Below are 12163 nucleotides of genomic sequence, written 5' to 3'. Positions count from 1 at the left end.
CGAACAGTGGGTGCGGGCCGTCGAGCGCCAAGCGGCCAAGTTCCCCACCCGGATAGGACCGAAGAGCGCTACGCGACTCGCGCGGCTCCTCGGGCATACAGGGAAGGAGTCTTAGGGTGATCGACTCCAAAGGGTTCGGTGTCTGCGCTCAGTGGTCTGCATGGTTGACGAAGTAGCTCACGACGATGAGTACCCCGAGAATCCCCACACAGAGGATGCCGAGGGCCGTCCAGATACCCCTTCCGTCCACTGCATAACGCACCCCACCGGCCAACCCACCGACGGCCATACACACGCCGATGACGACTGTTCGCGGGCTCTGGGGTCTCAGCCAGTGCCGCAGGTCTGGACGGCGGCGACCCGGCGAGGGCGGGCCGGCGGAGTGTGTCATTGGTACCTCACCTTTCCCGGTTCCGCCGGGGCGTCCACATGGGTGTCACCTGGTGCCTTGTTCGCACCGGGCGGCGTGTAGTAGAAGTCGACCCCCGTCGCGACCACGGCGACCGGCACGCCGAATATCTTCTCCCCGAACTTGCCGATCGTGTTGATGAACGTGGGGCGATGGTGCTTCCCTGTGACGTCGCTCAGGAGCGCACCCTTGGCGAGGTGCTTGCTGGCCTCGCCGCCAGCCGCAGCGGGGGCGCCGCCGATCGCGCCCTGTACCGCTCCATTGATGTCTCCCTTCACGAGCGCCTCGCCGCCATCCATCCAGGCGCGGTAACCGAGGAACTCGGCAACGGGCTTGATCGTGCCGCTGCCCCACTTCTTGGGCGGCGTGTACTCCTCCGAGTCCGTCTGAGTCCGCTGCGCCTGCTCGGCGTCGGTGCTCGCGTCCTTGAGAGAGCCGTAGTACGTGCTGCCGAACTCGTGCTTGTCCTTGGTGAGTTGCCACAGGCCCCAAGAACAGGTCGAGTCCGCTTCCGCTGCCCGGCCGAGGATCGCGTCGATGCGCCGCTGCAGGGCGTCGAAGTCGTCCTGCGTCACCACCACCTGGGGATCTCCGTGCGACATCCGCTGTGGCTGGACGCTACGGCTTAGCGTGCCGTCGGCATGGATCGTGATGCCGGCAGTCGGGTTCTCGCAGAGAACCTTCAGCTCGTTCCTCGCCGCCTTGATCTTGTCGTGTGCGGAACTCAGCAGGTTTCCGATGCTCTCCGCTTCAGTGACGGCGTCGGTGAACTCGTCCGACACCCGGACGACAAACGGCTTGGTGACGGAGGCGTTCTCGCCCTTCCACTCGGTGCCCTGGGCAAGGCTGCGCATGCACCCGGCCTCCTGGGCGACCTTGTTCAGCAGCACCGCCATGGCAGCCCAGTCGTCGGCCGCCGACTGCAGGGCCGAGAGATTGACATGGAAGAGTTCTTCGAAAGTCGGCATCAGCCCCCTGCCGTTCCCGGCGTCGCCGCCGTTGATGTCCGAAGGGTTCCGATCCGCTTCGGAATCCCTGGTCCCACGCTGAACAGCCGTCACATGATGGGACCTTCCGCCTTCGGAACAAGGGGTGCGTCGGAATCCGAGGTGGACGGCGGTACATCCAGGTACTCAGAGATCTTGGAGACCTGCATCTCCGCAGCAACGAACTGGTCATCCTGCTTCGACGACTTCACCGAGTAGTCGAGATGGTTGGAGATCTGCGCGCAGGCGTCGAGCAGCACCTGAAGCTGCCCATGCCAGCCCTCTCCGGCCTTGGCCAGAGCAGCGCCCATGGCGAACCCGTCGTTCTCCAGGCTCTTCGCGGCAGCCTCGGTGTGTGACTGCGCATGCCTGCCGGCGCTCGACAAGTGCTGGTGCAGCAGGAACGCGGCGTGGCCGATCTTCCCCATGTCGTCGGCCTTGACGATCAGGTCAGCGCCTCCGGGCGACGGTCCGCCGGGATCCATGTCGGGCGTGCCGTCCAGCCGCATCGCGGCCTTCGCCTTCAACTCCGCCCACTCCTGATCGAACGACATGCCTTCACGCCCCCGTTGTCGTGGATCCAACAAGGCTACCTCTGAGGACATATCAGAGATCGCCAGCGGCGATAGGAGGGTGTTAAGAAGAGTGCGGCCACCGTCAGCGAGCTGTGTAGCTCACCACTCGCGTTCTTTCTTTCTGACTAGTCCAGCGGGTTCGGCTTGATGTCCACCCGGTCCGTGTCGAACCCCCTGCCCTTCCGAGTAGGCGGACGAACGACCACGGCAGCGAACAGGAACCGATAGATCGCGTTCATGCGCTCGTAGTCCTCAGCCTCTTCCAGCCTCTGCCAGTTGGTCTCGGCGTCCGGCCCGGCGATGCCCTCCAGGACGACGATCGGTCGCTTCACGGTCTTCCGCTGGCGTTCCTTCACCCGCTTGAGGACAACCGCGCGCATGGCATGGAAGTCGGCGGTCGTGAAGTCGTCGTCCGTGAGCCACAGTTGTTTCAGCTCCTCCAGCTTCGCCCGGTCCTTCTCGTCGGCGAGAACATCAGCCTCGGGGCGCGTGGTCGCGGCGGGCTCGTAGCCGGCGGTGTCCAGGTTGGTCAGGACCCTGATCGCGACATCCCGCGCGAAGGCTTCGAGAGGCACCGCGGACACGGACCGATCGCACTTCTGCTGATCGACGTCATCGGCGCGAGTGCATCGGTAGTAGGCGTACCGGACGCTGTTCGTGCCGGCCATGCGGGCTCCGCACGCGCACGTCACCACTCCGCGCAGCACGTAGTAGCGAGTCGGGCGCTTCTGCTTGTCCTTGGCCTGTGCGGCCCGGTACTCCCTGAACCGCTGAACCTCGTCCCACTGACCGCGATCGATGATGGCGGGCCACGTCCCGGTTCCCACCTCCTCGCCCTGGTGGATCCGGACACCCGCCACGAAGTTGGACGACAGCAGGTGCCGGACGTTCTCCGGCTGCCACGTCTTGCCCTTGGACGACAGCACTCCCCGTGCGGTCAGGTCCTGAGCTATGCCCATGGGTGATTCACCGTCCAGATACCGGCGGAAGACCTCGCGGACGATCTCCGCCTCTTCCTCGATGATCGCCTGACCGTTGCTCGTGTAGCCGTACGGACGGTTGCCCACGTGCGGTCTGCCTTCGCGGGCCTTATCTTTGAGTGCTTCCTTCAACCGGCGTGACGTGTCGTCAGAGGAGCGGCACGCGTGGGCCACCTCGATGCGGAGGATGAACCGGTCGTCGGGATCCGACAGATCACGTCGGTTCGCCTCGCCGTGCAGGAGTACGCGCTTGTCGTCGGCTATCGACAGAAGCTCTTCAAGGTCCTTGGGCTGACGCATGAGGCGGTCGGGATGGTAGACGATGACGTGCCGGATCTCTCCTTCCGCCATCACCCTCAACATCTCGTCCCAGCCCGGCCGCTTGCGGTTGCGCTGCCACGCCGAACGGTTGTTGTCCACGTAGACGTGGGTTGCCTCGACACGGAGTTGGAGCCGTTCGGCTATCTCCCGGCAGATGCGTTCCTGCCGGTCGACTCCGGTCTGATCCTCGTCCTTGGTATGGGAGATACGGCAGTAGATCGCTGCGGGTTCGCCGGGGGTGATGGTGGCCTTCGCTAACTTCGATCGGCTCATGACAAACACTGTATGAGCCCGGTATGACATCGATCATCGTGGGGGCGGCCATCGGCGCGGTCTTCTTCAAGGAGCGGTTCGGGGCGCCGCGGATCGCCGCCGCCGTGCTGCTGGTGGCCGGGATCGGGCTGATGCTGCGGGCCGGCTGACCGTTTCTTCACCCGACTTGTTACACCTTCGACTTCGGGGACGGCAGCGCCCCGGTGCTGTCCGCCACCCCCAGCGTCGCCCACGCCTACACGGCGATCGGCTCCTACACCGTCACGGTCACCGCCACCACGGCCGCCGGGACCTCCGTCGCCGGCAGCAAGAAGGCCTACGTCACCGTCGCCGCCGACGCTCCGCTCGTACCCGCTCTGTCGCTCGGCCAGGCCTCCTCGTCCAGCAGCCTCACCGTCCAGGCCAATGCCTCCGGGACCACCGACGACTGGAGCATCGCCGACTACGGGGTCGACTACGGGGACGGAACCCCGGCCGCGGACCTCGGCACCAGCGGCTTCGGTGGCCACACCTACGCCAAGCCCGGCACCTACACCGCCACCCTGACCGTCAAGGACGCCGGCGGGAACACCGCCACGACCACCCGGCAGGTCACCGTCGGCAGCGCGTTCGTACCCTTCGGGCCGACCCGGATCCTGGACACCCGCAGCGGCACCGGCGCCGCCAGGGCGAAGGTCGGCCCGGGCGCGGTGCTGCGGCTCAAGGTCGCGGGCGTCAACGGCATCCCCGCCACCGGGGTGACCGCGGTCGCCCTCAACCTGACCGGCGTCAACGCCTCCGCCGGCACCGTGATCACCGCCTACCCCGACGGCACCACCCGGCCGACCGCCTCCAACCTGAACCTGGCCCCCGGCCAGGTCACGCCGAACCTGGTCACTGTGCCGGTCGCCCCCGACGGCTACGTCGACCTGTACAACAACGCGGGCAGCATCGACCTGGTGGGTGACGTCGAGGGCTATTACAGCACCACCGCGGTCACCTCGGGCGGGACGGGCTTCGTGCAGGCGAGCGGTCCGACCCGGGTGCTGGACACCCGCACGGGGACCGGCACCGTCAAGGGCAAGGCCGGGCCGGGCGGACTGGTCACGCTCACGCTGCCGGCCGGTGGCGCCGGCAACGCCTCCGCCGTTCTGCTCAACGTCACCGAGACCAATGCCACCGCTTCCAGCTGGGTCGCCGTGGAGCCGAGTTCCGGCGACGTCCCCACCACGTCCGTACTGGACTTCGCGGCCGGACAGACCAGCGCCAACCTGGTCGTCGCGCCGGTCAGCGGCGGGCAGGTCCAGTTCTACAACCGCAAGGGCAGCGTCGACCTGATCGCCGACGTCGAAGGCTATGTCGTCTCCGACCCGACGACGTCGGCGGGCGCCCCGGGCTCGCCCTACTTCCCGATCTCGCCGACCCGGGTGCTGGACACCCGCAACGGCACCGGCGCGGCCCAGGGCACACTCGGCGCCAAGTCCGGGCTCAGCGTCAAGGTGACGGGGCACGGCGGTGTCCCGGACGGAGTGAAGGCGGTGCTGGTGAACCTGACCGGCGTCAAGCCCACCACGAGCACCTGGCTCTCGGCCTACGCCGCCGGATCGGCCCTGCCCGGCAGCTCCACCCTGAACCTCGCCACCGGCGCCACCCGCGCCAACCTGGCCCTCGTCCCGGTCGGTTCCGACGGTTCGATCGACGTCTACAACAGCAGTGGCACCGTGAACGTGGTGGCGGACGTCGAGGGTTACTACGTCGGCTGATCGCCCGCTCCTCGACCCCCGTGTCCGTCGCCGCGAAGGGTGACGCGGGTGGGTTGACCGTTCCTTCACCTTGCTTGTCGACGACTTGACGATCCGTTCCATGGCCGTTCAGACGGCTGTCCGTGTGTGTGGTGTGTGGTGCCCCTAAGGTCCCTGAGGATTCGGGAGAGAAGGGGCTCATGGAGACACTCCACGCGGTCCGGGCCGGCGGGATCACGAAGTGCTTCGGCGATGTCGTCGCGCTCGACGGTGTCGATCTGGATGTGACGCAGGGCCAGATCCATGGCCTGGTCGGGCCGAACGGGGCGGGCAAGACCACCTTGCTCGGTCTGCTGCTGGGGCTGGCCGTCGCCGACAGCGGGCGGCTGGAGATCCTCGGCCGGCAGGTCGGGCGGGCGTTCGCCGCCCCCGACGGTGTCGCCGGTTTCGTGGACGGGCCCGGTCTCTACCCCTCGCTCACCGCCCGGCAGAACCTCGCCGCGCTGGCCGCCCTCCGTGGCGGCGACGCGCGGACCGCGGGGATCGACGACGTGCTCGACCAGGTCGGGCTCACCGATGTCGCCGACGACAAGGCGCGCGGTTTCTCGCTGGGTATGCGCCAGCGGCTCGGGCTCGCCGCCGCACTGCTCACCAGACCTCGGCTGCTCGTGCTCGACGAACCGTCCAACGGCCTTGATCCGGCGGGCAAGAGACAGGTGCACGGGGTGCTCGGCGGACTCGCCGCCGAGGGGACCGCCGTGGTGCTCTCCAGCCACCGTATGGACGACCTGGAGGCGCTGTGCTCGGAGGTCACCATCCTCGCCACCGGACGGGTCGTGTTCTCCGGCCCGTTGGGCAAGCTGGCCGCCGAGAGCCGTGAACTCGACTACCGGCTGCGGACGTCCGACCCCGGGGCCGCGCGCCGGCTCGCCGCCGACATCGCCGCCACCGCCGGCCTCCGGATCGTCGACGACGGCGTCGTGCGGCAGGACGCGGACGTGTTCGTCGTACGCGCGCTGACACCCGCCCTCGACGCACTGGTGGCCCAGCTCGTGCGGTCGGGCATCGCGGTGCGTGAACTCGCCCCGGTGGTATCGCCGTTGGAGGCCGCGTTCCTCGCGCTCACCGACCAGGAACAGCAGGAGGCCGACCGGTGGCCGCGACCGACGTCGCCGAACGGACCGTCACAGCGCCCCGCGTCTCCGTCGCGCGCGGCTACCGCTTCGAAGTCGTCAAGCTCGTCTCGCAATGGCGGATCCGGCTGCTGGTCCTCGCCTGCTGGGTCGCCCCCGCGCTCTTCGTCGCCGGGGTGAGCGGGCAGAGCACCCTCCCCTCCGACACCCTCTTCGGCCGTTGGATGCACGCCACGGGGTGGGCCGGACCCCTGGTCACGCTGGGGTTCGCGGGCAGTTGGGCGCTCCCGCTGCTGACCTCGCTCGTCGCCGGCGACGTGTTCGCGGCCGAGGACCGGCTCGGCACCTGGCGGCATCTGCTGGTCGCGGTCCGCTCGCCCGCGCGGATCTTCGTGGCGAAGGCGCTGGCCAGCGTCACCGTCATCCTGGCGCTGGTGGCGGGACTGGCCGTCTCCAGCACGGTCGGCGGACTCCTGGCCGTCGGCGACCAACCACTCGTCGGCCTCGACGGCCACCTGCTCGCACCCGGTGACGCGGCCGGCAAGGTCCTGCTCGCCTGGCTCTGCGCCCTCGCCCCGACCCTGGCCCTCGCCGCGATCGGACTCCTCGGGTCGGTCGCGCTGGGGCGCTCCTCGACGGGGCTGCTGCTGCCGGTGCTCGTCGCGCTCGCGATGCAGGTCGCCCAGATGCTGCCGCTGCCCGTCGCCGTGCGCCTCGCCCTGCCCGGCTACGCCTTCATCGCCTGGAACGGCCTGTTCACCGGACCGGCCCAGCTCGCCCCGCTCCTGATCGCCGTCGCGGTCAGCCTGGCGTGGGCCGTCCTCACGACCGCGCTGGCCCATCTCCTGTTCGTACGGCGGGACTTCACCAACCCGGCCTACGACGGCTCCGGGCGCCGCGCGTTCACCTTCGGCGTGCTGCCGCTGGCCGCGCTGACCGCCGTCACCGTGGGGGCGGTCGCCGTGGCGACTCCGTCGACGGGCTCCGGGATCGAGCAGGAGAAGGTGCAGAAGTCCCTCGCCACCGTCTTCGCCCACCTCTACCGCCTCCAGACGCGCCAACTCCACCGGCCCGCCGTCACCGAGGCCCAGCTGCGGACCTCGGCGGCCTGCACCAAGAGCGACGGCCAGGCCGCCCAGGAGGGCGCGGGCAACGACTGGCGCTGCGTCGTGAGCTGGCACCTCCCCGGCGTCGCGGTCACCGGGTCGGCGATCTACCAGCTCGACATCACCTCGGACGGGCGGTTCGTGGCGGACGGCGACGGTCCCAAGGAAGTCAACGGCTACTTCCTGGTGCGGACTTCGACCGGTGACGCCCCGAATCCGCTGTGGCAGTTCGACGGCAACGTCGAACTGCTCGAAACCCAGTGAAGGGAACAGTTCCGTGCAGGTAATCCGCCAGCGTCGGATCAGCGAGAAGAAACAGGTCAACCTCTTCGGCAGACATGTCGGCCGCCGGGCACTGCTGGTGACGACGGGTATCGCCGTCGCCCTCGGTGTCACGGGCACGGCGGTCGCCTCCACATACCGGTTCGGCACCCAGCAGGTCGGCCAGACCACGGCCAACGGCCAGGTCATCTCCAGCGACCAGTACATCAAGCCGTACGGCAGCCGCACGGTCATCAACGACGGCAAGATCATGTCGTCGACGGTCAGCCCGGACGGCACCCACCTCGCGGCCTCGATCGCGGACGGCGACGCCTCTCTCGTGGTCATGGACCTGACTACGGGTCAGGTGAAGCAGAAGATCGGCACCAGCACGGCGGACGACCTGCGCATCAGCAGCGGCGCCGTCGGCCAGGAGGGCCCGACCTACTCGCCCGACGGCAAGCAGCTGTGGCTCGGCCAGGCAGGCGGCTACACCAAGTTCACCGTCAACGACGACGGAACCCTCGCCGCCCCCACGGCCGTCCCGATCGCGGCCGACGGCATCAAGCAGGCACTGGTGGGCGCCGCCGTCTTCTCCCCCGACGGCTCCACCGTCTACTCGGCGGTCAACGGCCAGAACAAGGTCGTCGCCATCGACGCGGCGACCGGAACCATCCAGCAGACCTGGGCAGTTGGCACCGCCCCGCGCGGCATCGCCCTGGTCGGCGGCAAGTTGTACGTGAGCAACGAGGGCGGGCGCCCGGCGAAGGCCGGCGACACCACCATCAACTCCTACGGCACCGACGTGCCGGCCAACCCGAAGACGGGCGCCAGCACCACCGGCACGGTCAGCGTCATCGACACCGCCGACCCGTCGGCCGCCGTCGGCACCATCGCCGTAGGACTGCACCCGACCGCCGTGTACGCCAAGAAGGGCGCGGTGTTCGTCACCAACACCGCCGACAACAGCGTGTCGGTCATCGACACCCGCAAGGACAAGGTCGTCCAGACCATCGCCACCCAGCCGTGGCCCGAGGCGTCGGTCGGCTACGAGCCGAACGCGGTCACCCTCACCGACGACGGCCGGCTGCTCGTCACACTCGGCCGCGCCAACGCGGTCGCCGTCTACCGCTACAGCTCCCCGCAGCAGCCCGCCCGCTACGTCGGCCTGCTCCCCACCGACTACTTCCCCTCGGGCATCACGGCCAACGGCAAGCAGATCGTCGTCGCCAACACCCGTGGCGTGGACGCCCTCCGCCCCGACGCGGCCGGCCACAACACGCACGACACGACGTCGAGCCTGACGCAGTTCACGCTGCCCGGCGACCTGACCGTCAAGTCCCAGACGGCCAAGGTCTTCAGGCAGAACGGCTGGACGCCCGGCTCGGTCACCACGGCCAAGGGCAAGAGCCGCGCGAAGGCCGTCCCGGTCCCGACGCGCATCGGCGACCCCTCGACGATCAAGCACGTCTTCCTGCTCGTCAAGGAGAACCGCACCTACGACCAGGTCTTCGGCGACCTCCCGCAGGGCAACGGCAACGCCTCGCTCACCCAGTTCGGCGAGAACGTGACGCCCAACCAGCACGCGCTGGCCGAGCAGTTCGGGCTCTACGACAACTTCTACGACATCGGCACCAACTCGGCCGAGGGCCACAACTGGCTGATGCAGTCGGACAACCCGGAGTACACCGAGTCCTCGGCCGGCGAGTACACGCGCAGCTACGACACCGAGAACGACGTCCTGGGCCACCAGAGGTCCGGGTTCATCTGGACCGGCGCACAGGCGGCCGGCAAGTCGGTCAAGGACTTCGGCGAGTTCCAGTCGCTGGAGACGAAGCCGACCGGCGCGACCTGGCAGAACCTGTACTGCGACAGCAAGAACATGGCCGCCACCGGGGCCCAGACCGCCTACCCCATCAAGACGGGCTCGGCGATCCCCTCCCTCAACGACGTGTCGGTACAGGGCTTCCCGCTCTTCGACCTCGACGTGCCGGACATCTACAAAGAGCAGATCTGGCAGCAGGACTTCGACAAGAACGGCCCGGCGAACCTGAACATGTTCTGGTTCTCCAACGACCACACCGGCGGCCCGGCCAACGCGGCGGCCGAGGTCGCCGACAACGACCTCGCGGTCGGCCGCATGGTCGACAAGATCACCCACAGCGGCTACTGGAAGGACTCGGCGATCTTCGTCGTCGAGGACGACTCCCAGGCCGGCCTCGACCACGTCGACGGCCACCGCGCCCCGGTCCAGGTCATCAGCCCCTACGCCAACCACAACACGGTCGACGACCACTACTACTCGCAGATCACCATGGTCCGCACGATCGAGCAGATCCTCGGCATCCACCCGATGAACCAGCTCGACAGCGCGGCCACCCCGATGTACGGCGCCTTCACGGACAAGCCCGACAACACCCCGTTCACAGCGGTCCCCAACCGCACCTCCCTCACCCTCGGCGTGAGCCCCCAGCCGTCCTGCGGTTCGGACACCCCGGCGGGAGCGCCGACGACGGTCTCCGTACCGGCGCCCGAGAAGACGCTCGCCGCCCGGTGGAAGACCTGGGCCTCCCACCAACGCCTCACAGGCCCCCACGCGGTTCCCGACTACGCCAACCCCACCCAGATGAACCGCTACACCTGGTACCAGACCCACAACTGGACCAAGCCGTACCCCGGCGACAAGAAGCTCTACACGCCGGACGAGGTCCCCGGCGCCTACCTCCCGTCCCCGGAAAACGACGGCTGACGCACCGGCGCCCCTGAAGGCGGCCCGCAGGGCCAGCCTTCAGGGGCGCGGGACTGTATCCATATGCGGCTCCGCCGCGTGGGCGCGCCCAGCCCCCACGGCGCAGTACCCGACAGACTCAGGCAACAGACACCCCGAGCGACCCAACACCAGACAGGTCATGGGCCCGAACGCTGTTCCGGTCCGTGGCCGCCCGTCCCAGCGCATGGTGCGGCCACAACCCCCCAGCCACCCGCCGAGACCGCTCCCCCCACTCCCGTGCCTCAACACCACCCGCCTTGTAGTGGTTGAGCGCATACCCCCCGGAGTGAACCCGCAGCAGCAGAAACCCCCCGGGATAGTCCTTCGCGGCAGTCACCTCCTGCTGCACAACATGCGGCGCCCGCACCAGCAGAGTCCGCTTGTTCCGGTGGGTGTGTCCCGCGTGATGAAGAAACACCCCCGGCGCCGAGGCATACGCGTCGACGATCGCCCGAGCCTGCCGCCGATCCAGCTGCTGCCCCCGAGTCACCGGAAACACGGAGTCCCGTACGGTCAGCGGATGGTGACCGAAGACGACGGTCGGCCGGTCCGGCTCCGCCCTGAGCCGCGCCCGGAACCAGGACAACTGCTCCTCACCGAGCCCGCCCGCGTCACCCCCGTTGCCGGCCTTGGCGTACGTGTCGAGCCCGATGATCCGCAGCCCGCCGAGATCGTGGGCGAAGTACCCGGGCCCGCCGCCGAAGCCATCGCCGAACCCCTCCCGGAACGTGTCGGCGGAGTTCCCCGCCCGGTCGTGGTTGCCGCGCACGACGAGGTAGTCCCGCCCCAGCGTGCCGAAGCCGTCCAGAATGCGCTTGGCCTCCGCCAGGTCCGCCGGTGACCCGCCCGCCGAGATGTCCCCGGCGGCGAGCAGCACGTCCGCCCCGCGCCGCTTGGCCTCCTCGACCAGGGCCCGGGTCATGATCTCCGGATAGGCGGCGAGGCCCGCCGCCTGCGACACCCCACGTAGCAGCGGGAAGCCCGCCATGCGGCCCGCGGTGGTCTCGCCGAGGTGCAGGTCGTTGCAGAGGGCGATGGACAGCAGGTGCCTGCCGGGCGGGGGCTGGGGCGTGGTGAAGGAGTACGTGCCGGTCAGGGAGCCGAGGCCGTGCCGCGAGGTCCCGACGGCGTTCCCGCGCACGTGCTGCAACGGCGTCGGTACGGCGGTCACGCCCCGGGAGCGGGCCCGGTAGTAGTACGTCTGCCCGGGCTCCAGGCCGGTCAGCTCCACCTGGTGGTGCGCGGTGGGCCGCTCCTCGGCCGCGACCCGGTTGAGGTGGGCCGGGTGGGTGCCGTAGACGACCTCGCCCTCGGTGACCGCGGGGAGCGGGTGGCCGAAGCCGTCGTCGGTGCCGGGTATCCGGGTGTGCCAGGTGATGATCGCGCTGTCCTCGGTGAGGGTGACCAACTCCAGGTGGACGGCGGCCAGTTGGCGGTATCCGCCGCGCCCGGGACGGGCCTGGGCGGCACGCAGGAGCGCCGGGGCGAGGAGCGTGCCGGAGCGCAGGACGTCGTAGGGAGTGGGGAGCGCGGCGAGGGCCGCGAGGGGAGCCGAGAAGCAGCAGCGCATACCCCATTGTTGCCCCAGGGTCGTGAACGTCGGCTGTGACGCCGACGGCCGCAGCCGT

The 12163-nt window shown here is 69.1% G+C and carries 8 protein-coding genes and 2 pseudogenes; 6 read left to right on the top strand and 4 right to left on the bottom strand.

Features of this window, described 5'->3' with window-relative positions:
• Positions 1 to 387: 387 nt before the first annotated feature.
• The 3 genes from ACWDEW_RS28995 to ACWDEW_RS28985 all read right to left on the bottom strand — a co-directional run bounded on the left by ACWDEW_RS28995 (position 388) and on the right by ACWDEW_RS28985 (position 3544).
• The gene (locus ACWDEW_RS28995) at positions 388 to 1470 is read right to left on the bottom strand and encodes a hypothetical protein (RefSeq protein ID WP_450516354.1); all 1083 of its coding nucleotides are present in this window, start codon (positions 1468 to 1470) and stop codon (positions 388 to 390) included.
• A complete protein-coding gene (locus ACWDEW_RS28990; protein ID WP_450516352.1) occupies positions 1467 to 1949 on the bottom strand; it encodes a hypothetical protein in 483 nt (160 codons plus the stop codon). Before ACWDEW_RS28990 ends, ACWDEW_RS28995 begins: the two co-directional genes overlap by 4 nt.
• 146 nt (positions 1950 to 2095) lie before the next feature.
• Positions 2096 to 3544 (bottom strand): recombinase family protein, encoded by a 1449-nt coding sequence (locus ACWDEW_RS28985; RefSeq protein WP_450516350.1) that lies wholly within the window; start codon positions 3542 to 3544, stop codon positions 2096 to 2098.
• Between the two features lie 23 nt (positions 3545 to 3567).
• Here ACWDEW_RS28985 and ACWDEW_RS28980 point away from each other — a divergent pair, with 23 nt between their 5' ends.
• From ACWDEW_RS28980 to ACWDEW_RS28955, 6 genes and pseudogenes are all read left to right on the top strand, one after another.
• Positions 3568 to 3693, top strand: a complete 126-nt coding sequence (locus ACWDEW_RS28980) for a hypothetical protein (RefSeq protein ID WP_399115618.1) — start codon at positions 3568 to 3570, stop codon at positions 3691 to 3693.
• Between the two features lie 24 nt (positions 3694 to 3717).
• Positions 3718 to 3861: pseudogene (locus tag ACWDEW_RS28975) on the top strand (PKD domain-containing protein); the annotation flags it as partial.
• 39 nt (positions 3862 to 3900) lie between these two features.
• The gene (locus ACWDEW_RS28970; RefSeq protein ID WP_450516488.1) at positions 3901 to 5286 is read left to right on the top strand and encodes a PKD domain-containing protein; all 1386 of its coding nucleotides are present in this window, start codon (positions 3901 to 3903) and stop codon (positions 5284 to 5286) included.
• Positions 5287 to 5465: 179 nt separating this feature from the next.
• A pseudogene (locus ACWDEW_RS28965) lies at positions 5466 to 6416 on the top strand (ABC transporter ATP-binding protein); the annotation flags it as partial.
• 2 nt (positions 6417 to 6418) lie between these two features.
• Positions 6419 to 7768 (top strand): ABC transporter permease, encoded by a 1350-nt coding sequence (locus ACWDEW_RS28960; RefSeq protein ID WP_450516348.1) that lies wholly within the window; start codon positions 6419 to 6421, stop codon positions 7766 to 7768.
• 13 nt (positions 7769 to 7781) lie between these two features.
• Positions 7782 to 10514, top strand: coding sequence for an alkaline phosphatase family protein (locus ACWDEW_RS28955; protein WP_450516346.1), 2733 nt, complete (start codon positions 7782 to 7784; stop codon positions 10512 to 10514).
• 118 nt (positions 10515 to 10632) lie between these two features.
• Here the strand turns inward: ACWDEW_RS28955 and ACWDEW_RS28950 are convergent, their stop codons facing one another.
• Positions 10633 to 12105, bottom strand: coding sequence for a metallophosphoesterase (locus ACWDEW_RS28950; protein ID WP_450516344.1), 1473 nt, complete (start codon positions 12103 to 12105; stop codon positions 10633 to 10635).
• Positions 12106 to 12163 lie beyond the last annotated feature (58 nt).

The organism is Streptomyces sp. NPDC001100, from assembly GCF_053598575.1.
This window is presented reverse-complemented; position numbering and strand designations above follow the sequence as displayed.